24 protein-coding genes, 1 other RNA gene and 1 riboswitch are annotated in these 23,932 nt (G+C 35.8%); of the genes, 19 read left to right on the forward strand and 6 right to left on the reverse strand.

Annotation, left to right across the window (positions count from 1 at the left end; genetic code table 11):
• Window positions 1-7 precede the first annotated feature (7 nt).
• The gene (locus tag MHB74_RS08050) at window positions 8-2,692 is read right to left on the reverse strand and encodes a PBP1A family penicillin-binding protein (RefSeq protein WP_061679507.1); all 2,685 of its coding nucleotides are present in this window, start codon (window positions 2,690-2,692) and stop codon (window positions 8-10) included.
• Window positions 2,693-2,758: 66 nt separating this feature from the next.
• A complete protein-coding gene (recU, locus tag MHB74_RS08055; RefSeq protein ID WP_061679506.1) occupies window positions 2,759-3,361 on the reverse strand; it encodes a Holliday junction resolvase RecU in 603 nt (200 codons plus the stop codon).
• A 103-nt stretch (window positions 3,362-3,464) separates the two neighbouring features.
• Here recU and MHB74_RS08060 point away from each other — a divergent pair, with 103 nt between their 5' ends.
• Window positions 3,465-4,490 (forward strand): DUF2515 domain-containing protein, encoded by a 1,026-nt coding sequence (locus MHB74_RS08060; RefSeq protein ID WP_061679505.1) that lies wholly within the window; start codon window positions 3,465-3,467, stop codon window positions 4,488-4,490.
• A 157-nt stretch (window positions 4,491-4,647) separates the two neighbouring features.
• Here the strand turns inward: MHB74_RS08060 and MHB74_RS08065 are convergent, their stop codons facing one another.
• Window positions 4,648-4,824: a phage portal protein gene (locus tag MHB74_RS08065; protein ID WP_080467831.1), complete on the reverse strand. Its 177-nt coding sequence runs from the start codon at window positions 4,822-4,824 to the stop codon at window positions 4,648-4,650.
• 85 nt (window positions 4,825-4,909) lie between these two features.
• Here MHB74_RS08065 and MHB74_RS08070 point away from each other — a divergent pair, with 85 nt between their 5' ends.
• Both MHB74_RS08070 and MHB74_RS08075 read left to right on the forward strand, forming a co-directional pair.
• Window positions 4,910-5,152, forward strand: coding sequence for a hypothetical protein (locus tag MHB74_RS08070; protein WP_001252039.1), 243 nt, complete (start codon window positions 4,910-4,912; stop codon window positions 5,150-5,152).
• A 15-nt stretch (window positions 5,153-5,167) separates the two neighbouring features.
• The gene (locus MHB74_RS08075) at window positions 5,168-5,512 is read left to right on the forward strand and encodes a YppE family protein (RefSeq protein WP_061679504.1); all 345 of its coding nucleotides are present in this window, start codon (window positions 5,168-5,170) and stop codon (window positions 5,510-5,512) included.
• Between the two features lie 24 nt (window positions 5,513-5,536).
• On the opposite strand, the gene MHB74_RS08080 is transcribed toward MHB74_RS08075, so the two are convergent.
• The gene (locus MHB74_RS08080; protein ID WP_000242661.1) at window positions 5,537-5,728 is read right to left on the reverse strand and encodes a YppF family protein; all 192 of its coding nucleotides are present in this window, start codon (window positions 5,726-5,728) and stop codon (window positions 5,537-5,539) included.
• A 177-nt stretch (window positions 5,729-5,905) separates the two neighbouring features.
• Between MHB74_RS08080 and MHB74_RS08085 the strand changes: the two genes are divergently transcribed.
• The 13 genes from MHB74_RS08085 (at window position 5,906) to pbuX (ending at window position 17,451) form a co-directional block, all read left to right on the forward strand.
• Entirely contained in the window at window positions 5,906-6,409 is a 504-nt protein-coding gene (locus MHB74_RS08085; protein WP_061679503.1) for a YppG family protein, read from the forward strand.
• 155 nt (window positions 6,410-6,564) lie between these two features.
• The gene (locus MHB74_RS08090; protein ID WP_061679502.1) at window positions 6,565-7,005 is read left to right on the forward strand and encodes a CotD family spore coat protein; all 441 of its coding nucleotides are present in this window, start codon (window positions 6,565-6,567) and stop codon (window positions 7,003-7,005) included.
• A 56-nt stretch (window positions 7,006-7,061) separates the two neighbouring features.
• Window positions 7,062-7,616, forward strand: coding sequence for a DUF1273 domain-containing protein (locus tag MHB74_RS08095; protein ID WP_061679501.1), 555 nt, complete (start codon window positions 7,062-7,064; stop codon window positions 7,614-7,616).
• 97 nt (window positions 7,617-7,713) lie between these two features.
• A complete protein-coding gene (gpsB, locus tag MHB74_RS08100) occupies window positions 7,714-8,052 on the forward strand; it encodes a cell division regulator GpsB (protein WP_000622425.1) in 339 nt (112 codons plus the stop codon).
• 87 nt (window positions 8,053-8,139) lie between these two features.
• Window positions 8,140-8,530, forward strand: an RNA gene (rnpB, locus tag MHB74_RS08105) — RNase P RNA component class B.
• 180 nt (window positions 8,531-8,710) lie between these two features.
• Window positions 8,711-9,850: a THUMP domain-containing class I SAM-dependent RNA methyltransferase gene (locus tag MHB74_RS08110; RefSeq protein ID WP_000521229.1), complete on the forward strand. Its 1,140-nt coding sequence runs from the start codon at window positions 8,711-8,713 to the stop codon at window positions 9,848-9,850.
• Window positions 9,851-9,911: 61 nt separating this feature from the next.
• Window positions 9,912-10,094: a DUF3921 domain-containing protein gene (locus MHB74_RS08115; protein WP_000376898.1), complete on the forward strand. Its 183-nt coding sequence runs from the start codon at window positions 9,912-9,914 to the stop codon at window positions 10,092-10,094.
• A 138-nt stretch (window positions 10,095-10,232) separates the two neighbouring features.
• The gene (locus MHB74_RS08120) at window positions 10,233-12,170 is read left to right on the forward strand and encodes an ATP-dependent DNA helicase (protein WP_000493698.1); all 1,938 of its coding nucleotides are present in this window, start codon (window positions 10,233-10,235) and stop codon (window positions 12,168-12,170) included.
• A 100-nt stretch (window positions 12,171-12,270) separates the two neighbouring features.
• Window positions 12,271-13,788: a carboxypeptidase gene (ypwA, locus tag MHB74_RS08125; RefSeq protein WP_061679500.1), complete on the forward strand. Its 1,518-nt coding sequence runs from the start codon at window positions 12,271-12,273 to the stop codon at window positions 13,786-13,788.
• 45 nt (window positions 13,789-13,833) lie between these two features.
• Window positions 13,834-14,307, forward strand: coding sequence for a GNAT family N-acetyltransferase (locus tag MHB74_RS08130; RefSeq protein WP_061679499.1), 474 nt, complete (start codon window positions 13,834-13,836; stop codon window positions 14,305-14,307).
• 154 nt (window positions 14,308-14,461) lie between these two features.
• Window positions 14,462-15,208, forward strand: coding sequence for a type I methionyl aminopeptidase (locus MHB74_RS08135; RefSeq protein WP_061679498.1), 747 nt, complete (start codon window positions 14,462-14,464; stop codon window positions 15,206-15,208).
• Between the two features lie 116 nt (window positions 15,209-15,324).
• Window positions 15,325-15,426, forward strand: a riboswitch (purine riboswitch).
• Window positions 15,427-15,531: 105 nt separating this feature from the next.
• A complete protein-coding gene (locus tag MHB74_RS08140; protein WP_061679497.1) occupies window positions 15,532-16,125 on the forward strand; it encodes a xanthine phosphoribosyltransferase in 594 nt (197 codons plus the stop codon).
• A 3-nt stretch (window positions 16,126-16,128) separates the two neighbouring features.
• Window positions 16,129-17,451 carry a xanthine permease PbuX gene (gene pbuX / locus MHB74_RS08145; protein ID WP_061679496.1) on the forward strand — a complete coding sequence of 441 codons (1,323 nt, stop codon included), beginning with the start codon at window positions 16,129-16,131 and terminating at the stop codon, window positions 17,449-17,451.
• Window positions 17,452-17,466: 15 nt separating this feature from the next.
• On the opposite strand, the gene MHB74_RS08150 is transcribed toward pbuX, so the two are convergent.
• A complete protein-coding gene (locus MHB74_RS08150) occupies window positions 17,467-18,630 on the reverse strand; it encodes a DUF418 domain-containing protein (RefSeq protein ID WP_061679495.1) in 1,164 nt (387 codons plus the stop codon).
• 550 nt (window positions 18,631-19,180) lie between these two features.
• Between MHB74_RS08150 and MHB74_RS08155 the strand changes: the two genes are divergently transcribed.
• Window positions 19,181-22,840, forward strand: coding sequence for a dynamin family protein (locus MHB74_RS08155; protein WP_061679494.1), 3,660 nt, complete (start codon window positions 19,181-19,183; stop codon window positions 22,838-22,840).
• Between the two features lie 3 nt (window positions 22,841-22,843).
• Here the strand turns inward: MHB74_RS08155 and MHB74_RS08160 are convergent, their stop codons facing one another.
• On the reverse strand, window positions 22,844-23,098 hold the full coding sequence (locus MHB74_RS08160; protein WP_000369740.1) for a DUF3931 domain-containing protein: 255 nt from the start codon (window positions 23,096-23,098) through the stop codon (window positions 22,844-22,846).
• Window positions 23,099-23,170: 72 nt separating this feature from the next.
• Here MHB74_RS08160 and MHB74_RS08165 point away from each other — a divergent pair, with 72 nt between their 5' ends.
• Together MHB74_RS08165 and MHB74_RS08170 are read left to right on the forward strand one after the other, a co-directional pair.
• On the forward strand, window positions 23,171-23,638 hold the full coding sequence (locus MHB74_RS08165) for a GNAT family N-acetyltransferase (RefSeq protein WP_061679493.1): 468 nt from the start codon (window positions 23,171-23,173) through the stop codon (window positions 23,636-23,638).
• Window positions 23,639-23,659: 21 nt separating this feature from the next.
• Window positions 23,660-23,932, forward strand: a complete 273-nt coding sequence (locus MHB74_RS08170) for a YpbS family protein (RefSeq protein ID WP_000451820.1) — start codon at window positions 23,660-23,662, stop codon at window positions 23,930-23,932.

Genomic DNA, 23,932 nt, shown 5'->3' on the forward strand with positions numbered 1-23,932 from the left:
TTTTGTATTAAGACTCTGTTGTAACAACATTTCCGTCTGCGTGAGGTGTATCTCCTCCGGTATTTTGTTGTTCTTGTTGCTTGTGTTGTTCTTCTTCAGCTTTTTTTCTAGCAGCCTCTTCTTCAGCTTTCTTTCTAGCAGCTTCTTCCTCGGCTTTCTTTCTAGCGGCTTCTTCTTCAGCGGCCTTTTTCTGAGCTTCTTCTTGTTGTTTACGTTGTTGTTCTTGTTGCTGTTGTTGCTCTTGTTGTTTACGCTGCTCTTCAGCAGCTTTTTTCTGAGCTTCTTCTTGTTTTAGTTTATCTTCATTAGCTTTTTTCTGTGCGTCCTCAGCAGCTTTTTTCTGAGCTTCTTCGTCAGCCTTCTTCTTAGCGTCGTCTTCAGCTTTTTTAGGGTCTGGAGTTCCGCCAGGTGCAGTGAAGGATGCACCAACTGCAGGGCTTGTTCCATTACCTTTTTTCGCTACTACAGAGAAGCTGTAAGTAACGCCTGGTTTAATACCACCAAGAGTAGCTGTCGTACCACTTATTGATAGGCTACCACTTGAACCGTCAGTCGCTTTATAGCTTGCTGCATACGCATCAACTTCTGCTGGTCCAGACCAGTTTAGTGTAACTGTGCTAGCGCCATCGAAAGCGACATTAAGACCACTAGGTGCATCTACTTTAATTTGTTTAACCGCATCTTTCTTAGCACCTTTTACGTACAATTCACCATATAATTCTTGTACAGAAGAAGGGCGTTCGAAACGAGATTTATCTGTAGCGAATTTGCTCATCATTACTTGGAACATTTGTTGTGCAATTCTAGTATAACGATCACTAATGTAGTTTTCTGGGCCATTTTTTTCGTAACCAGTCCATACTGCCATTGTATATTGCGGTGTATATCCAGCGAACCAGCTATCTCTGTTTGCATCAGCTGGAATACCATATTCTTTTATAACGTCTGCATCAAAGTTTTGTGTTCCTGTTTTACCGGCAACATCAACACCTGAAACGTATGCTGTTGGACCAGTACCGCCAGAACCAGGTTTTACTACGTCACGAAGAACGTCAGTCACCATGTAAGCTGTATAGTCTTGCATCGCACGTTGTTCTTTCGGTTTAAAACTTTTCTTTTTCCCATCTGGGAAGATAACTTCTTTTACGAAGTGCGGTTTATTGTAGTTCCCACCGTTACCAAAGGCTGCATATGCCCCCGCTACTTGTAATGGTGAACTATCGTTACTACCAATTGCTGTTGATTCATATGTTTTGCCGTCTTTAAATGTCATACCTAAACCCTCAGCAAACGCTTGTGACTTAGGAAGGCCAACCGCTTGGGCTGTCTTTAAAGCCGGAATATTTAATGATTTTTTCAAAGCTTCACGTAGTGAAACGTCACCTTTATAACTATTTGTTGCATTTCGTATTTTTTTCCCATTGGAATACGTATACTCTGAGTCATTTAATTGATGGTATGTAGACCATTGTAAATTCTCAATTGCTGGACCGTAGTCGAAAATTGGTTTCATTGTTGAACCGACTTGGCGTTTTAAATCAGTGGCCATATTATGACCTTTGAAAGTAGACTTACTTTCTTTACGCCCAGCTCCAATTGCTCGAACTTCTCCAGATTGTGTATCCATAAATACGAATGAACCTTGGAATTGATCGTTCGGATACTTAATAAGATTACCATCCATAATTTTTTCAGCATAATCTTGAGCATCTTGATCAAGTGTTGTATGGATTGTTAAACCATCTGAACCGATATTTACATCCGGATATTCTTTTTCAACTTCTTTTACAACAGCATCTAAAAATGCTTGATACTTCATCTCTGTTACTTCTGAAGATGGTTGAAGACCCTCAGTTACAGAGATTTTCATTGCGTTATTCATTTCATCTTTTGTTATATAACCATGTCGATTCATTAATGATAATACGACGTTACGACGTTGTGTAGCTCGTTCAACGTTATCTGGTTTTGTTGGATCATAAATATTCGGACCTTGGGGTAAACCTGCAAGCATTGCAGCTTCATGTAACTGTAAGTCTTTTAAATCTTTGTCATAATATTTTTTGGCTGCTGTTGCAATACCATACGAACGGTTACCTAAGTTAATCTTATTTAAGTACATTTCTAAAATCTCATGCTTAGAGTATTGTTGCTCTAATTTGTAAGATAGGTACCATTCTTGTACTTTTCTCTTTGCAGTTTTGTCCATCGTTAGAAAATAGTTTTTGACTACTTGTTGTGTAATCGTACTACCACCTTGAGATCCGAATCCTCCAGTGACATTTTCCATAACTGCTTTTGTAGTTCGTTTAAAATCAATTCCATTATGATCATAGAAACGTGAATCCTCAGTTGCAAGGAATGCACTTTCAACTACCTTTGGAATTTGATCATACGTAACGTGGGTTCGTTTTTCAGCACCGTATTCATAGAAAAAATTCCCATTCTTATCAAGAAACTTTGTTGATAAAGGATTGACAAGTTTTGATTTGTCTAATTTTGGAGCGTCCTTCACCATAACAAAGAAAGCGGAAACGCTAGCTACAAGACCAACGATACCAAGAAGTAGACAACCTATAAGGAATTTCTTAAAAAAGGAGCCTTTTTTCTTTGGTTTTTTCTCTTTATTTGTTTCTTGCTTTTGATTTTTTACATGATTTCGTTCTGTACGAGAACGATAATTATCTGACATTATACTTTCTCCTACCTTTCATTCTCTCCCCCAAAAGTCGAAAAAAGAGCCTTAGTGATGACTCTATCACGAAAAATAAACCGTGTCTAGTACACGGATATAATCAATCCGAGGGTGATAACCGCATGATAATAAAGATCCATGCTCTTCTATTTCTTCTTTCGTAATCGATTTTCGTCCACCAGTATTTTGACGATTCCAAAATGCAATAATATGTTTTGCATCTAATAAATAAAGTTCATCAAAAAGTGTAAATTTAATAATAACAAATGCAATCCCATTATGGGCGATTACTTGCTTCATATGTTCAATTTGATGAAGGTGGAAGTTTTGAAGTGGAAAGCTGGTTTTATTTTTTGTTTCTTTCGCTTCAAAATCGATGTACTTCCCTTTATATACACCGTTGTAATCTGTTGTAGAAGGTTGTTTGAAATACGCTTCTTTTACCACTGCAGCACTTCGAGCGGGGTAATCTACTTTTACAATTTGAAGAGGTGTAGGTTTTTTATGTACACATGCAATATTATGGGTTAAGTAATATTCATTTGTTTCATTTAATTCCTCTTCAAGGGACATACCTCTATTACTATAAGTATGTTTTTTAATTGGTGCTTTATGAGGTTGTGAAGCTTGATTGTACCGTTTTCCATTTGGGTAACGAATGGTCATAGTGTGTCCACTCCCAACTTGTTAAGAATTACTTACAAAGGTGATTATAACAAAAAATGAAAAAAGATGTGACCTTTTTGAAGAAAGGTATGATGACTAGTTCATGTTTACATGGAATGATTATGAAAAAATTGAACAATATCGTAAAAATATGGTTTGTACAGAAGAAGAGAAAGCAATCGTTTACAACATTAAGAGGGAAATAGAAATAGCTAATATGGATAACATTTCTCGAACACAGTCCTATCAAGAATATTATGTAAGAAATGATGAAATTAGGTGGGCTTTTTTAGCAAGTATGGTCTCAAGAAATGCGGGATGGAATATGACTGATTTAAAAGGGAGGTATTATGCTACTGTTTTACCTCAAACAGTAAAAAAACATTTGTTTCTGACTTATGAAGAAGCGAATTGGATTATTTTTTTAGATGCATTCCCTCAGCTATTGTTATACGAAGAAAGTAAGAGGAGACAAGTACCGCTATTCCACTTGTTACAATATTTCAACGTATCAATTTTTATGGAAAAAGAATGGATTTATTTTTGGGAGAAAAAAGATAGAAGTAGGCTCATGACAGCGCTTATTATAAATGAGCAAAATAAAATTCAAAAACCAGTTATTGAGAATGCATATTTTAAAAAACATGTATTTCATACTGCATTTTTTAAATTGCAAGAAATGCTTCATATAAGTGCTGTTATTTTTCCAACCGTTGAAGGGGGGATGTATGGGTTTTCAGTGTATCAATTTGAAACGCTACAAAAGCGTATAGAACTAGGGAAGAAATTAGCGGATTTACTGTTTCATCCGAATTATAAAAGTTTATTCCATAGGTTTGCATTGCAAACTATACACACAGGATCAAGAGCAGACTATGAATGTTTTGTAAGAGAAATTAGAAAATCTTGTACGCCAGTCCTTAGAGAGGTTTATCCTGTTGTTGCACATAAGGAAATAAGCATGGGAGATTGGTTTTGTAGAGATACGGAAATAAATGAGTTGTTTTTACTGGAAGAGTATAAGGGGGAAGTTGATATAACAGAATGGTATAAAAGAAAGAGGGAGCAAATCTATGTTGCTTCTATTGTAAATCGTTTTGTTAAAAGGATGGGTGAGTTCGTGATATAATAGAAAAGAAGTCCCGTCTTCATTTATGAAGACGGGACTTCTTAATGTGAAGTAATCCTGCCATGTGTGCGAAAAATTTAATCTCAAAACATAATGAACATAAGAGATTAAGGATGCTTCAGAAATTAGCTTTTTGTAAAAGTGCTAAAGTTTCACTTTATGTAGCAGGGAAGTTTGGACCATCTAACTTTGGATTGCCAGTCTCGGGTTTATTTTGTTTGTTTTGTTTTTTCTTTTTTTCGTTTTTGTTCTTTGCCATTTTCATACACCTCCTTTTTGTATTGTTACCATTTCTATCGATGGCATACAAAATGATTTCTTTGACGAATAACAACTAGTTTTGTCATGTGAGCAGGAGTGGGGAATCATTCGGCGAAATTACATGACAAAGGAAAAGCAAAGAAGGGGGCGTTTTGTATATGGCGATGGTTCAGAAGGAAGATGTAATGAAAACAATGGATCAAATGTTAAGTTCTCTCGATTTGCTGGAAATGAATATAGGGATTAGAATGAATCATGCATTGAAGGATAAGAGTGAAAAAATATGCAATAAGATAGAAATAACAGAAATGCATATTGAACATATGGAAAATAAATTAGTGCATCACGAAGAAAAAGGGAATTGGGTGAAGGCATTTCAAAACGTCGTAGTGAGTGCATAATAAGGTGGGAATAAAATGAAGTATGAAGCATTAATACAATCTTCAGAAAAACTCATGGAGTATAATAATGAAGCGAATGTGAAAAAAAGAGAAATGATTGAGTACGATTTTTATAAGGATATGAAACCATTTGTAGATATGGTAGATGAGGAATTAAAAGTGTGGAAAGAATTAGCTTATAAATGGATTAAGGAAGAAAAACCGAAGTATATACATGTACAGCAAATTGATCAAGTGTACGATAATTTACAGACAAATGTATTGCAATGTTTTGTAAATAAAGGTAAAGGTAAGCGATTCTTTGAAACACATCAAGCCATTTCGTATACTTTGCAAAATATAATTGAGCAATGTAAGTAACAAGAGGGGAAACCCTCTTGTTTTTTATGCTTCTGTCATAGTTGTAGGTTTTGTTGCACCGTTTATTTCTAATTCTTTTATTAATGTTCGGTAATCTGAAATGCATATTTTTCCTTCGAGATACCAATGTCTCGCAAAGTCTAACAATTCATTTACATTCTCTGTGTAATACCCCTTTTTTTGAGAAAACGCTTGTTTTAAATCCCCTAATACCATGTTGATTCCTCCCCCATGAGAATCTTCTTCTTCATTATCATAGCATGGAAGGGTTTTCTTTTTTAATTTTTTAAAAATTTAAACTTCCGACAAAAATAGACAGATACTCCGTCACACAAATTATTTTACAAGTACATATTATATATGTAGAAACTTATGTGAAGGAGGAGAGAATGCATGTTTCAACAATCTAACGTATATCAGCAATCTAATCCATATGCACAGCAAAATATGTACCAATATAATACGGATACATATTTACGGTATAATATGTATCCTTTCGAGCCTCATTATGGAAATCAAAATTATTACCAGCCATTTGAAGTGTCGTTTATGAACCAACCTCAGCAACAGCAGCAACCTTATATGAATCAACAACAGCAGCCTTATATGGATCAACAACAGCAACCTTATATGAATTCGCAATACTATATGCCACCACCATCTCCCTATGGAAATCAGCAAGCGATGTTTTATCCACCAAAACAGCCGTACCCGACGCAGAACAAACAAAAACAACAACAGCAACCGAGTCAGTTTTCTAGTTTTGTTTCCCAATTTAAAACGTCAGATGGGAACTATGATGTAAATAAAATGATGAATACAGCTGGACAAATGATGAATGCGATGAATCAAGTGACAGGTATTGTAAAGCAAGTTGGAGGTTTTTTTGGTAAGTAATTTTGAAGGATTGTCTATAAAAAACATTGTATAGGAAGTGGGGACTAGACAAATTTCCTTATAATAAATGGGTATATATAACAAGCGGCTTAACCTCCTTTCTCATATTGTAAAGTGTAATCAGATTTTTTTTATGAGAGAGGAGAGAAAAAACTATGCATCATTGTCATCCTTGCTTTGGAGGGCATAAGCCTACAGGACCTATTTGTACAACTGCTCCTGTCATTCATCCGACGAAACAATGCGTAACACATTCTTTTTCAACAACGGTGGTGCCACACATTTTCCCGACGCATACAACACATGTACACCATCAACAAATTAAAAACCAAAACTTCTTCCCGCAAACAAACTCGAATGTAAATGTTGTAGACCCAATCGATCCAGGATTCGGCGGCGGATGTGGACCATGTGGTCATGGTCATCATGGCCATCATGGACATCACGTATCTCCATTTGGTCCAGGACCAAATGTATCACCGTTTGGACCAAACGTATCTCCATTCGGGCCAAATGTATCACCATTTTTACCAAACAATGTATCACCAGTAGGTCCGAATATTGGACCAAATGTTGGTGGAATGTTTAAAAAGTAAATGATATGTTAGAACTAGCGAAATGCTAGTTCTTTTTTTGTAATTGGAGTGTTGATATGAAAGTTATTGCTATAACGGGATATAAGCCGTTTGAACTTGGTATATTTAAAAATGATCATCCAGGGGTGGACTGTATAAAAAAAGCATTACACCGAAAATTAACTACTTTTGTAGAGGAAGGTTTGGAATGGGTGATAATAAGTGGACAGCTAGGGGTCGAATTATGGGCTGCTGAAGTTGTTTTTGACATTCAAGTAGAATATCCAGATTTAAAATTAGCGGTATTTACTCCGTTTTTAGAACAGGAAGAAAGCTGGAAGGAAGATAACCGTGAATATTACGAATATATTCTCTCTCAAGCAGACCATATTGATAGTATTACGAAACGGAAGTACGAAAGCCCAGAGCAATTTAAATTAAAAAATCAATTTTTTATTGAAAAAAGTGATGCACTTTTAGCTGTATATGATGAAGAAAAACCAGGGAGTCCTAAATATATTGTAGAAGCAGCAAAGAAAAAAGGAGAAATAGAAAATTATCACAGTTATTTTATTCTTTTTTCCGATTTACAAGATATAATAGAAGAGGAACAGTGGAATAATGCTGAGTAATATGTAATATAGTACTCGTATATATGATTGACAAAAGGCATTGTTTCTGAAAAAATTTAGGTAATGAAAGTTTTGGCAAAAATTTGAGGTGAAGAAAATGATTTCGGATAAAATTAAATTAACGGCGAAAGATATTTTAGAAAAAGAATTTAAAACAGGCATGAGAGGTTATCAACAAGAAGAAGTAGACAAGTTTCTTGATATGATCATTAAAGACTATGAAGCTTTCCACAAGGAGTTTGACCAATTAAAGCAACAAAATGCTCGTTTAAAGCGTGAATTAGAGGAACAAAAACTAGTAGCAACGCAAGTGCCACAACAACCAGTTGTACAAACACCAGTTGCACAACCTGTATATAACAACACGAATACGGACATTTTGAAACGTCTATCTAATTTAGAAAAAGCTGTATTTGGAAGTAAGTTATACGAATAATTTCTAGTGGTAAAAAGGTTAAAGCATTTTACATAGAAAAAAACATTGCAAAATCTTTTTGTTTCCACTATACTAATGGATGTCATAACGTTTGGGTAATCGCTGCAACGCCAACGTTGTAGAGGAAAGTCCATGCTCGCACGGCCTGAGATGGCTGTAGTGTTCGTGCCTAGCCAATTCATAAGCTAGGGTATTCTGGCTGTAAGGCTGGTTTAACGGCAGGGAAAAAACCTAAGTCCTTTCGGATATGGTTTGACTACCTTTAAAGTGCCACAGTGACGAAGTCCTTGAAGAAATGATAGGAGTGGAACGAGGTAAACCCCACGAGCGAGAAACCCAAATAATGGTAGGGGAATCTTTTCCAAGGAAATGAACGATGGGAAAGGACAGGTTGTATAACCTGTAGATAGATGATTGCCACCGGAGTACGAGGCGTGGGCCGTTTGCAGTACAAAGGAACAGAACATGGCTTACAGAACGTTATGAACCAACTATGAAATAACTCAGCTCTCCTTTGTTAGAGGAGGGCTTTTTATTTGTATGAAGTTATAAATTATGAGTTAAAATGGTTAATGAGAAAATTTTTCGTAAAATGTAATGATTAATAGGACTAATTGCTATTAATCATTGTTTGACTATACATAAGAGGTGAATGCAAATGGGAAAAGTTACTTTAATTGCAACAGCGGCAATGGGTATTGAAGCATTAGTTGCCCGAGAAGTTCGTGATCTTGGTTATGAATGCCAAGTGGAAAACAGCAAAGTAACATTTGAAGCAGATGAAAAGGCGATTTGTCGCACGAACTTATGGTTACGTACTGCGGACCGTGTGAAAATTAAAGTTGGCGAATTTAAAGCGACAACATTTGATGAGCTGTTTGAAAAAACGAAAGCATTAAACTGGGGAGATTATATTCCAGAGAACGGAGAGTTTCCAGTAATCGGTAAATCGTTAAAATCTGAGTTGTTCAGTGTTTCGGATTGCCAACGTATCGTTAAAAAAGCTGTCGTTGAAAAATTAAAAACAACATATAAACGTACAACTTGGTTTGAAGAAGATGGTCCGTTATTCCGTATTGAGATTGCAATGCTCAAGGATATTGCAACGTTAACAATTGATGCAAGTGGTGTTGGACTTCATAAACGTGGATACCGTATGGATCAAGGGGAAGCTCCATTAAAAGAAACATTGGCTGCGTCTTTAATTAAGTTAACAAACTGGAAGCCAGATCGTCCTTTCGTGGATCCTTTCTGTGGATCAGGTACAATTCCGATTGAAGCAGCATTAATTGGCCAAAATATTGCACCAGGATTTAACCGTGGCTTCGCATCAGATGAGTGGGGCTGGGTTGGTAAACAAAACTGGCGTGAAGCTCGTCAAGAAGCTGAAGATTTAGCGAATTACAATCAACCACTACAAATCATTGGATCAGATATCGATCATCGTATGATTCGAGTTGCTCAAGATAACGCTGAAGAAGTAGGTTTAGGTGATTTGATCACATTTAAACAAATGCAAGTAAAAGATTTCACGACAAAAGAGGATTATGGATATGTTGTAACGAATCCTCCATACGGAGAACGTTTAAGTGAAAAAGCACTCGTTGAACAATTGTACAAAGAAATGGGACAAGTATTCCGCCCATTAGACACATGGTCAGCGTATGTATTAACAAGTTACGAAGCGTTTGAGAAGTGCTACGGAAAAGATGCATCAAAGAAACGTAAACTGTTTAACGGATTTATCCGTACAGATTACTACCAATACTTCGGAAAACGTCCGCCGCGTAATTCATAGTATAAAACTCCTCCAGCACGCATATACTGGCTATTATGTAGTGCGTAAAGGAGGAAGTGGTATGGATAGTTTCCAATTATCAATGATTCAAAAAGCTATTCACCGTACGTATGACGAGCTCGGAAAAGAAGTGGATAGTCAAGGTGTGATTGTAGATGAAATACAAAAAGCACAAGAAGAATATTTGTCAGCTCTTTCGCATGAAACAGCGATTGATAAACGGTATTTAAAGTCATTAATATAGAAGAAAATTTTCCTTTTTCGAAAGGAAAATTTTTTTTCGTGTATTTCTATGTATGGCAACAGGGGAAAGTGGCTGCACACATATGAGTAGCAGTTGCTATATTTTTTTATAGAAAAACTTTTTGGTTGGAGGCTAAGGATGTTTACTGAGAAGAGATTACCATTTGAAGTAGGGAAACAAGATAATTTTTATGATAAGTTGAATGAGTGGATTGGAGATGTGTTTTACGACATCCTTCCGGAAAAAGGTTTTGAAGAGCGTGATGAACAAATTTTTATGGCGTTTCAATTAGAACGTGCTTTCCAAGAAAAGAAAGTAATGTTCGCAGAAGCGGGCGTAGGAACAGGGAAAACAATTGTATATCTTCTATATGCAATTTGCTATGCGCGTTATACTGGAAAACCAGCTATTATCGCTTGTGCTGATGAAACGTTAATTGAGCAGCTTGTGAAAGAAGAAGGGGACATTGCTAAGTTATCTGAAGCATTAGGACTATCTGTTGATGTTAGACTTGCGAAATCAATGGATAATTATTTATGTTTACGTAAACTTGAAGATGTTATGAGTGGACGAGCTCCAGAAGTAATTGAAGATGTATACTACGAATTACCGCAGTTTGTATTTGATCATGGTACGATGCAAAACTTTACTCACTACGGTGACAGAAAAGAATTTCCTCTTTTAAATGATGAGGAATGGTCAAAAGTAAATTGGGATTACTTCCAAGATTGCTTCACTTGTGATTCTCGCCATCGTTGTGGTCAAACTCTTTCTCGTGAACATTATCGTAAAGCGGCAGATTTAATTATTTGTTCTCAAGATTTCTACATGGATCATATTTGGACGTACGATGCACGTAAACGTGAAGGGCAAATTCCGTTATTACCAGAAAGTAGTTGCGTTGTATTCGATGAAGGACATCTTGTAGAGTATGCAGCTCAAAAAGCTTTAACGTATCGTTTAAAGCAAACGATGATGGAGCAACTTTTAACAAGATTGTTGCAAAACGATATTCGTGAAGAGTTTGCGCATTTAGTAGAAGAAACAATTTGGCAAACAGAGCGATTCTTTGATGTGTTACAAGAAAATAAAAAAGAAATTGCCGGTTCTGATCGTTTAGAAATTACTGTGACAGAAAAAGTAACTGCTGAAGCGAAGCGACTTTATGCGAAAATTGGTGAAGTTGGTGATGCATTAGTATTTGAAAGTGAAATGCATACAGTAAACACGTATGACTTAAATATCGTTGATGAACATTTAGATGTATTAGAACATTCACTTCGCCTGTTCATGCACGAGAAAAATGTAATTACATGGGGTGAAGAAGGTGATGGAGCCTTCACGTTAGTGATTATGCCACGTGCAGTTGAAGAAGTATTACAAGAGAAAGTATTCTCGAAGAAAATCCCGTATATTTTCTCTTCTGCTACATTGTCTAATAACGATTCATTCGCATTTACAGCAAATAGCTTAGGAGTAAAAGATTACTTGTCATTCTCGGTTGCTTCACCGTTTGATTATGAGGAGCAAATGGCAGTAAACTTACTATCCCATACGAAAGAAAATGAATGGGAAAGAAAGTGTCAATATACACTTGAAAATATACAGAAAACAAATGGACGTACACTTGTATTATTCCGTACAACACAAGAACTTGCAGCGTTTAAAGAATATGTAAGTAAAGAACAAATGTCCGTTCCGTTCCTATATGAAGGGGATCAAGAAATTAGTCAGCTCGTTTCTCGTTTCCAAAATGAAGAAGAGACTGTACTTTGCGCCGTTCATTTATGGGAAGGTTTAGATATTCCTGGTTCATCATTATCACATGTTATCATTTGGTCATTACCATTCCCTCCAAACGATCCTGTGTTTGAAGCGAAGCGTAAACATGTAAATGATCCATTCTGGGATGTAGATGTACCGTATATGATTTTACGCCTTCGTCAAGGGATTGGACGTTTAATTCGTACAAGCGACGATAAAGGTGCTATATCAATCTTCTTATCTGATACAGAAGATGAGAAAGTGATAGAAGCGGTGAAAAACGTACTACCAGTAGAAGGTAAAGAATTATAAGGAGAAAGCTTGGCGCTTGCCAAGCTTTTTTTCTATTATAAAAGGAATTTAGATTTCCATGTCGAATTAAGTTTGAGGTAGAAAAGGGAGGTTTTATACGATGACAGTAGCTACATATGAAGTAGAAAAACAATTTTTAACATATGTGAAGAAGATACAAAATTATGGAGAAGCATTAAGCTTAATGTTTTGGGACTTAAGAACAGGTGCGCCTAAAAAAGGTGTAGACCAGCGTTCAGAAGTAATTGGTATGCTTTCATCAGAAGTATTTGTAATGTCGACTTCAGATGAGATGGGGAACTATTTAACAGAACTTGAAGCTTTAATACGTGAAGATAAACTTTCTGAAACGACGAAGAAAATGGTTGAAGAATGTCGTAAAGAATATGATAGAAATAAAAAAATTCCACAAGCGGAATATGAAGCGTATGTGAAATTAGAAGCGAAAGCGGAAAGTGTGTGGGAAGAAGCTCGCGAAAAATCTGATTTTGAAATGTTCCGTCCGTATTTAGAACAAATAGTTGAATTTAAAAAGAAATTCATTACATATTGGGGTTACGAAACATACAAATATAATACATTATTAGATATGTATGAGCCGGGTATTACAGTAGAAGTTTTAGATCATGTATTTGGTCAACTTCGTGAGCGTATCGTTCCGCTCGTAAAAGAAATATCGGAGTCACAAAAGAGATTAAAGACAAGTGCTTTATCAGAACATTTTTCAAAAGAAAAACAAAAGAATTTTACATTAGAGCTATTAAAGCAATTGAATTATGACTTTGAAGCAGGTCGTCTTGATGAAACGGTACATCCATTCGAGATTACATTAAATAGAGGGGATGTTCGTATTACGACACGCTATGACGAAAAAGATTTCCGTATGGCTGTGTTTGGAACAATTCATGAATGTGGTCATGCTGTATATGAACAAAATATTGCAGAGAAATTTGAAGGTACACCGCTATGTAGTGGAACATCTATGGGGATTCATGAGTCACAATCATTATTCTTTGAGAACTTTATCGGTCGTAATAAATCATTCTGGAAGAAAAATTATGATTTATTAAAAGAGTATAGTGATGGCCAATTCAATGATATATCAGTAGACGAGTTTTATGATGCGATTAACGAATCGAAGCCATCATTCATTCGTATAGAAGCAGATGAGCTTACGTATCCGCTTCACGTTATGGTTCGTTATGAACTTGAGAAAGAATTATTTGATGGTACTTTACAAGTGAAGGATTTGCCAGCGGCTTGGAATGATAAGATGGAAGCATATTTAGGCATTCGTCCGGAAAACAATGCGCAAGGTGTATTGCAAGATGTTCACTGGGCTGGTGGTTCATTTGGATACTTCCCATCTTATGCGCTTGGTTATATGTATGCAGCACAGTTTAAGCAAAGAATGTTAAAAGACATTCCGAACTTTGATGCATTATTAGAAGAAGGAAACGTAACGCCAATTCGTGAATGGTTAACAGAAAATATTCACCAATACGGTAAAACGAAAAAGCCACTTGAAATTTTAAAAGATGTGACAGGTGAAGGGTTAAATGCAAACTACTTAGCGGATTATTTAGAAGCGAAGTATAAAGAAATTTATGAGTTATAAAAAAGAGCTGCTTAATTGCAGCTCTTTTTTTAAAGGGGGAGAAGAATGATGTATACATATACAGTAATGACGCAAGAAGAAGCAGAAGAAATTGCATATAACTGGCATTATGAAGGGAAATATTCTTTTTACAATATAGAGGCAGATGAAGAAGATTTAGCTGAGTTTTTACATGATGAGAGTAGAGGAGATCATACATTTTCTGTGAAGGAAAATGGCACTCTCATTGGTTTTTTTACTGTTTGTAACGTGAATGAAGGAACAGTTGATATAGGTCTTGGAATGAAACCTGATATAACTGGGAATGGATTTGGTTTGCAGTTCGTAAATGCTGGACTAGCTTTTAGTAAAGAAAAATACGGATGCAATTATATAACGTTATCAGTAGCGACATTTAATGAGAGAGCGATTACAGTGTATAAAAGAGCAGGATTTGAAGCAGTTGGTACGTTTGTCCAGAAGACGAATGGTAGTTGTTTTGAGTTTTTGAGAATGAGTTATATATGTAAAAATAACTAAAAAACAGAGGGGATCTTCTGTTTTTTTTATTTTGATTTAAAAATATATGATACATATTTTTGTACTTGTTGTAATTGGGAGTTTTGAAATTTTGACAGAGGATGTGTATGATTGAACTTTAGTAGCAAATAGTAGTTTAGCAAGGAGAGGTAGCATGGTTACAATTAAAACGAAAAATGAAATAGATTTGATGCACGAATCAGGGGAATTACTTGCTTCATGTCATAGGGCAATTACGAAAATGATGAGACCAGGTATTACGACAAAAGAAATTGATACGTTTGTTGAAGCATATTTAGAAAAGCATGGTGCAATATCTCAGCAGAAAGGATATAACGGGTATCCATATGCGATATGTGCATCTGTAAACGATGAAATGTGTCATGGATTTCCGGCCGATATTCCTTTAACTGAGGGTGATATTGTAACAATTGACATGGTAGTAAACTTAAATGGTGGTCTTTCAGATTCTGCTTGGACGTATAGAGTTGGAAAAGTTTCTGATGAAGCAGAAAGGTTATTAGTAGTAGCTGAGAATGCTTTGTATAAAGGGATTGACCAGGCAGTAATCGGTAATCATGTAGGAGATATTGGCTATGCAATTGAAAGCTATGTAGCAAATGAAGGTTTTTCTGTTGCAAGAGACTTTACAGGACACGGGATCGGTAAAGAGATTCATGAAGAACCAGCAATTTTTCATTTTGGTAAACAAGGACAAGGACCTGAGCTACAAGAAGGAATGGTAATTACAATTGAGCCCATTGTAAATGTAGGTATGCGCTATTCTAAAGTAGATTTAAATGGATGGACTGCAAGAACGATGGACAGTAAATTATCAGCTCAATATGAGCATACAATTGCGATTACGAAAGATGGTCCAATCATTTTAACGAAGCTTTAATAAGAAATGTAAGAGTTTGCAAAACTCGAACGAAAATATTGTTTTTATAAAATTTGTACGTGTTTTTTTAATAAATGCTTTCCAAAATGTAAAAAGTGCGTTATAATCCATCTATAAAATAAATAGTTAGCTACACTCATATAATCGCGGGGATATGGCCTGCAAGTTTCTACCGAAGTACCGTAAATACTTTGACTATGAGTGAGGACGAATATATTGCTTGTTTAGCATTCTTTTTTGCGAAACTCCAAAAGCGCGTCTCTCACTTGTAACGAGTGGTGGCGGCTTTTGGAGTTTTTTATTGCATAAGAGGGGGAACAAACATGAAAGTATTACAAGAAAAGATTTTGAACGAAGGAAAGGTTTTATCTGGTGACGTATTAAAGGTAGATGCATTTTTAAATCATCAAATTGACCCAGTACTTATGCAAGAGATCGGAAAAGAATTTGCTAAACGTTTTAAAGAAGAGAACATTACAAAAATCGTGACGATTGAATCTTCAGGCATTGCACCAGCAGTTATGGCTGCATTAGAGCTTGGTGTAAAAGTAATCTTTGCAAGAAAACGTAAATCGTTAACGTTACAAGATAATATGTACGTTGCAAACGTATACTCATTTACGAAGCAAGAAACGAATGAAATTTCATTATCTCGAAATCATATCGATGAAACTGATCGCGTTTTAATTATCGATGACTTTTTAGCGAACGGTCAGGCTGCTTTAGGTTTAATGAGTTTAGTAGAGCAAGCAGGAGCAAGTATTGCAGGTATTGGTATTGTTATTGAAAAAGCATTTCAAGATGGAGGAAAGAAGCTGCGTGAACAAGGAGTTCGTGTTGAGTCACTAGCAGAAATTGCATCACTTGATAACGGCACAGTTACATTTGTACAGCATGAAACTGTGGAGGTGAAATAAGCGATGAAGCAACATCCATTTAAAATCGCATCACTTGGTATGCAGCATATGCTTGCTATGTATGCTGGTGCAATTATCGTTCCGCTTATTGTGGGCGGTGGACTTGGTTTAAATCAAAAAGAGTTAACATATTTAGTCTCAATTGATTTATTAATGTGCGGCGTTGCGACAATTTTACAAGCATTATCAAATCGCTTTTTCGGTATTGGACTTCCAGTTGTGCTTGGTTGTACATTTACAGCGGTTGGGCCGATGATTGCAATCGGAAAACAATACGGCGTATCTTCTATTTATGGAGCAATTATTGCTGCCGGGTTATTCGTTGTTATTTTTGCGAAATTATTTGGAAAGCTTGTAAAACTGTTTCCACCTGTTGTAACAGGATCTGTCGTTACCGTAATTGGAGTTACACTTGTTCCAGCGGCAATTAATGATATGGCTGGAGGAGTAGGAAGCAAGGATTTCGGTAGTCTTGAAAATTTAGCATTAGCATTTGGTGTGTTACTATTTATCATCATTATGTATCGTTTCTTTGACGGATTTATCCGTTCGATCTCTATTCTACTAGGTCTATTGTTCGGCACAATCGTTGCAGCATTTATGGGGAAAGTAAGCTTGCAAGCGGTTGGAGAGGCTGATTGGTTCCATGGTATTCAGCCATTTTACTTCGGTACACCAACATTTGAATTGACGCCAATTATTACGATGATCTTAGTTGCTTGTGTAGGGATTGTAGAAGCAACAGGTGTTTACTTTGCATTATCTGATATTTGCAATAAAAAGATCGGTGAAAAAGAATTAACAAAAGGCTATCGCGCAGAAGGATTAGCGATGGTATTAGGTGGTATTTTCAACGCGTTCCCATATACAACATACTCTCAAAATGTAGGACTTGTTCAATTAACTGGAGTAAGAAATCGCGTTATTATTTATACTTGTGGTGGTATGTTAATCGTTCTTGGTTTCATTCCAAAAATCGCAGCTATTACAACAATCATTCCGAAATCAGTACTTGGCGGTGCAATGTTAGCAATGTTCGGTATGGTAATGGCATATGGTATTAAAATGTTAAGTAGTGTTGATTTTGGAAGACAAGAAAATTTATTAATCGTTGCATGCTCTGTCGGAATTGGGCTTGGAGTTACAGTTGTTCCTACATTATTCTCACAACTTCCAGAAAGCATTCGTATTTTAACAGATAACGGAATTGTACTTGGAAGTGCGTCAGCAGTACTTTTAAATATCGTATTTAATATGGTGCCGCAGCGTAAAGCGAAAGTAAAAGAAGAGCCAGTGTCTATACAAAGTGCAGTAAGAGAAGCATAAAAAAGCAAGGTCTCGTTATGAGACCTTGCTTTTCTTTTTAAGTGGCATCATTTTCCCGTAAGTACCAAGACGCCAAATGTACTCAAGTGGGCCGTATTGATAACGTGACAGCCACCAGCGGCTAATAAAGATTTGTAACGTGTAGAAACCGATGCAGAATAGTGGTCCTACCCATAATGGAGCAAGATAATTATTTTTGAACAATAGTCCGAATACAAGTAACGTGACGATTGTATGTGAAATGTAGTTTGTTAACGCCATTCGACCAACGTATTGGAAAGGCCGTAATAATGCTTGCCATTTTTCTTTTTGTAATAAACGCATAAGCGTGACAATGTAGAAGATGAATAATGTTTTTCCACTTATCATCGTAATACCCATAAGTGAAAATGGTGTGTATGGTTGATTGTTCATAAAGAAATAAACCATAATAAACCACATCGGTAATGTTAAAATGAACATAATGATTTGCCATTTTCTAAGCTTTGGATCTAATTCTTTAGCACGGCGGAAAATGTCTTTTTTACCAGCATATAATCCTAGTAAAAATAATCCTAGTGTTTCAGGGAGCATAATAAGGCTGTTACTTATTGCTTCAGAATAGAAAGAATGGAATCTGTCTGTAATTTGTAAGCTCCAATTTTCTAACGGCATAATTGCGGTGGAAAGACCTAGTTCATCTATCGGCACTAATAGCATGAGAAGAGAACCTAATAATGTGAACAATTGCATGAAACTTAATAGTACAATTGACCATATTAAAATGGTACGAGGTTCTCTCTTGTAAAATAAAAATAAGAAAAATCCAGCGATTGCATACGTATGTAAAATGTCTCCGTCCCATAAAAGAACGTAATGTAAGAAACCAAATAATAATAAAATAAGTAAGCGACGAACAAATAAAGTTTTTGGACGATCGGTTTTCGCTTCAGCACGAGTCATAAAAATGTAAAAGCCTAGGCCGAATAAAAACGAAAAGATAGTATAAAACTTCGTTTGAATAAACATATCGTAAAATAGGCGAATGTAGCTGTCTATCCCTTCGTAAATCCCTGAAATATCACGTGAGTCAATCCCGGCGATAACAGGCCAGTTCACAAGAAAAATACCTAATACAGCTATTCCTCTAATAATATCGATGGAGTGTATCCTCTCGCCTTGTGTAATATTTTGTGTCATTATTTTCCTCCTTGTTAAGTAATTCCCTTTTATTATACAAAATGTAAGGTGGAGGGTATAGGGGAGATTTCCATTTTTTTTTACTATTAAGTTATGTAAGATGAGATATAATAAGAGTGCACAACAAGTTTTAACCTTCTTCAAAACAGGCAGTAAAGCTCCTTCTTATAAGGGGCTTTCTTTATGAAAAGTGTTGATAATGATTCTCTTTAATGATAAAATGTATTTAAAAGTGATAATCATTATCAAAAAAAGGTTGGTGCATGAGTATGGTATATGCATTAGTAGCAGGTACAGTCGCTGTATATGCAGTTATTGCAAAATATGTTTTAAATGGAGTAGGAACAGCAAAATGAGTGATATGACATAAAATCCCTTTCATTTGTAAAAAGAATGAAAGGGATTTTTTATTTTTAATGAGAATATGCTGAAAATTTAGTATGATAGTAAAGTGAAACTGTAATCAATGAGAGGATGTATGTCCCGTTGATTATGAGCTCGCAAATAGCGAGGAAAAGTATATACATCTTGGATAAAGGGGAACAAGGGGATGACAAACATAGTACAGACAAACGGTATGAAAAAACTTGTTTGTTTTTATGAAGAGTGGCAAAAACACGGCGATGCAGAGAATAGTTTAAAGTTGTTTGAGGTGATTCAAAAATATAAGCAAGAGCAACTTATGATTGCGTTCTGCGGTCACTTCTCTGCAGGGAAATCAACGATGATGAATCATCTATATAAAGCGCAGTTGTTACCGACAAGTCCAATTCCGACAAGCGCTAACGTTGTCAAAATTGAAAAAGGGATGGATCGTGTTGTTGTAACGGTTAAATCTGGAGAACAGTACGAGTATGACGGTGCATATTCAGCTGAAGAATTAAAACAAATTTGTAAAGACGGTGATGAGGTAATTGGTGTTCACATTTATCGGAATGATGCGCCAATTCCTGAGGGTGTTATGTTAGTTGATACACCAGGGATTGATTCAACAGATGATGCCCACCAACTAGCGACAGAATCAACGCTGCATCTAGCAGACGTAATTTTTTATATGATGGATTATAATCACGTCCAATCGGAAGTGAATTTACAATTTGTTAAAGAATTGAAACAACGTAATAAAACGGTTTATCTCGTTGTAAATCAAATAGATAAACATAAAGAAAATGAATTATCGTTTGAGGATTATAAAGATAGTGTAAAACAATCGTTCTCTAACTGGGATATTGAAGTAGATGGAGTGTATTATACTTCATTACGAATGATGAACCATACACATAATGAAATTGGAAGTTTAGAAACATTAATTACTTCTATTATGAAAGAAAAAGAGCAGTATGTAAGAGATGGAATGGAGCGAGAAACAGAATATTTAATGGGGGAACATTTCTCGTTTATTCTTTCTGAAAATGAAAAAGCTCTTTTGAAATATGAGGAAGAGTTAGCATCACCGCTTTCCATTTTAGAGATAGTGGAAAAGAAAGAAGAGCTAACGGAAATTAAACATCGCGAGGCTAGTAAAGAGTCTCACGTGAGAAACGAATTTATAAAAGGCCTACAAGCTATATTAGATAACGCGTATTTAATGCCATTTGAAATGAGAGAATTAGCAAATGCGTATTTAGAAACGAAATTAACTAAGTTTAAGGTCGGTTTGTTATTTGCGAAAGGAAAGACGGAGCAAGAAAAACAGAGACGTTTAGATGCCTTTTATTCTGCCTTACAAAAGATTGTTGAAACGCAACTTGATTTCCATGTGAAAGAATTTATTGTTACCTTCTTAAAGGAAGAAGGATTGTTTACAGAGGAAATTGGGAAAGACATATATGCTTTAGAAATAGCTTTCGGACCAGAAATGTTAGCTGAAGTCATTAAACAAGGAGCAGGTTTCACAGGTGATTACTTACTTCTTTATACAGCGGATGTAGCGAATGAACTGAAGAAACGTTATTTTATAAAAGCACAGCAAATTTTTGATAAAAGTGCAGTTGTTTTAAAGCAAAAGGTGAAGGAAGAAGTTACTCGTATTGAAGAAGAGATAGAAAAATATACGATGTTGCAAACAGCAAAAGAAACGAAGTTGCAATACAGTAACAATTTGGAGGCATATGAAAGTTATTTGCAAAATGTTTGGCACGAGCGTATTGCTACACCAGAAGGATTGCAAATAGAGGAGATATCGCAAAGTAAAACACAAATTGTTAGTGAGAAATTCACACTACAAGAACAGGAAAGCGTAAACAGTAACGTAATGGCTCGTGAGGAAGAGATAAAAGGAACGGCAGCTTTAAATATTCAGCGTATATTAGAGAAAGTGAAGAAAGCTGAAACGATATTAGAGCCATTGCCAGCGCTGAAACACGTACAGCAAGAGGTAATAGAAAAAAGGCGTCGTGTGGAAACAAAACAATTTACAGTAGCGTTATTCGGAGCTTTTAGTGCTGGGAAATCATCATTTGCTAATGCATTGCTTGGTGAGAAGGTACTTCCTGTGTCACCAAATCCGACGACGGCAACGATCAATCAAATTTTTCCAGTTACAGAGGAAAAACCACACGGAACAGTAATCGTTCAATTTAAATCAAAGCAAGCTCTATTAGAAGATATGAAAGCTGTTTATAAGCTGTTTCATTACGAGATTACTACGTTAGATGAAGCGTTAGCACAAATTGATAAAGTTATGAAATATCCTTCACCAACTGGGAAGCAAAAAACAACATTTAGTTTTTTACGAGCGGTACAAAAAGGGTATGATACGGTTTCTGCTCATTTAGGAGAGCAAGTACAAGTTACGTTAGAAGAGTTTGCTGATTATGTAGCGAATGAAGAAAAATCATGTTTTGTTGAATACATGGAGTTATATTATGATTGTGCTTTAACAAGGCAAGGAGTAGCGCTTGTAGACACACCTGGAGCGGATTCTATTAACGCCCGCCATACGGACGTTGCGTTCCAGTATATTAAAAACGCGGATGCTATTTTATTTGTAACGTATTATAATCATGTGTTCTCTCGTGCTGACCGTGAATTCTTAATCCAGCTTGGTCGTGTAAAGGATACGTTTGCTCTTGATAAAATGTTCTTCTTAATTAATGCGGCCGATTTAGCAGAGTCTGAAGAAGAACTTGAAATGGTAAAAGGGTATATCGCAGACCAGCTACTGCAATACGGTATTAGAAATCCACGTTTATTCGCAATTTCAAGTTTATGTGCGCTTGAAGAGAAACAAGGAAAGAATATTGAAAAAGAAAAGTACGGTATATTACAAAACTCTGGGATTGCGAAGTTCGAGGAATCTTTTACATCCTTTATGATGAGAGATTTAATGCTCGTATCTATTCATGCTTTATATGGTGCATTGCAAGGAGCAGATCAGCTTTTAGTAAATATGATAAATGGTGCAAAGCAAGGGAATGAAGAGAAAGAGAAGCAAACGAAAAAATATGAAGCAGAGCGTGATCAGCTACTTCATATTATTTCATCATATAGTGTGCTTGCTGAAGAGCAGGCGATGCAAAATGAAGTGAAAGAATTGCTGTATTACGTGCAACAGCGTCTATTCCTACGCTATAACGATGTGTTTACTGAATTTATTAATCCAGCATCCCTTCGAACGGATGGAAATGTGAAAGTACAGTTGCAACAGTGCGTTATGGAATTAGTAGCATTTATTCAGCATGATTTATTACAAGAAATGCGTGCGACATCATTACGCCTTGAAAAATGGATAGATGAAGCGATGAAACGTGCAAAGAACGAAATTGTGGTGAACTGTAAAGTAGAAAATGAATCAATTTCTATGAGTGGAACAGTGGATTATGAATATAAAGATATTACACATAAAGAACCGTTCCCATCAGTTGAAATAAAAGATTTCAAAAAAGCATTGGCACATTTTAAAAATGAAAAAAGCTTTTTTGAAAAAAATGATAAAGCTTTCATGCAAGAAGAGGCTAAAGTTGTATTAGAGCCTTTCGTATCAAACTATGTAGCTGATGAAAAAGATTTATTTGTTCATCATTATGAGCAAGAATGGGATATGAAATGGAACTTATTCCAAAAAGTAATGCAACAAGATGTGATGAACTATTATGAAAGTATATTATTTGCATTGGCTGAAACGATTGATGTATCACTATATGAACAAAGTAAAGAACAATTGCAAAAGCAGTTAGTGGAGATTGAAAAAGAAATTTATGTGATTTAATTGTTATGAGAAAAAGATTCGTTCAATTTTCTTTTGCAGTACTGTATCTAAAGATTTGACAAACCCAGCAAATTCATCGGTAGAAATCATATGAGTAAGAACGAGTCGTCTGCCGTCTGGTGTTTCACCGCATAAGACGAATGAAGAAAATTCATATGTTTTGTTTTCTACTACTAATTTTGGATAGGAATACGTGTCGCTTTTCTTCTTCTTTCCATCAATAGAGATGACGTTGCATTTTTTCTCATTGTTGTCCATGGTGAATCCCTCCTTTCTATTACTTATGGTAGACAAGGAGGGATTAGAACAATAGAGAAAGGGGAATTTTTTATGAGTGTAGTAATAGAGTATGTTTCGAAAGAAGCTATACCGAAACCTTTATTATTGCTTGCTGATCCAAGTGAGGGGCAAATTGATGCATATGTACAAAGAGGCTTAACATATGTAGCTAAGCAAGAGGAGCGTGTTATCGGTGTATATGTTCTTTTGGAAACAAGGCCGAAGACGATGGAGATTATGAATATTGCGGTTGTAGAGCATTTGCAAGGAAAAGGTATTGGGAAGAAGCTAATAAGTCATGCCATAGAAACTGCTAAAGGATATGGTATGTCAAAACTTGAAGTTGGTACAGGCAATTCTAGTGTTTCACAAATTGCTTTATATCAAAAATGTGGATTTCGTATTTTTTCTATTGATTTTGATTACTTTTCGAAGCATTATGAAGAAGAGATTATTGAAAATGGGATTGTATGCCGTGATATGATTCGGCTTGCAATGGAATTGAATCAGAACGTATAACTTATTTAGGGGGAAGAGAAGATGGAAGTACATAAAGCAATTACAGCACATTCTCGTAAACAAAATGAAAGTGTAAAAGCATGTTTACAATTAGATGCGCAGCGTGAAGCAGCGATTGAAGCAGCCGTATCTCTTGCGTCAAATGGGAAAGAGTTTTCGGTTGATGTCATTAATGTTGTAACAAAGCAAATTAATGATCTTGCAAAAAATGGTGTTACCTTGCAGCGTAAATATGTTACAGAAGAAATGGTTATGGAGTATGTAAGTCGTTTGCAAGAGAAAGAAGGTCGTTAA

This window comes from Bacillus sp. FSL K6-0069, assembly GCF_038007785.1.
Taxonomy (GTDB): domain Bacteria; phylum Bacillota; class Bacilli; order Bacillales; family Bacillaceae_G; genus Bacillus_A; species Bacillus_A mobilis.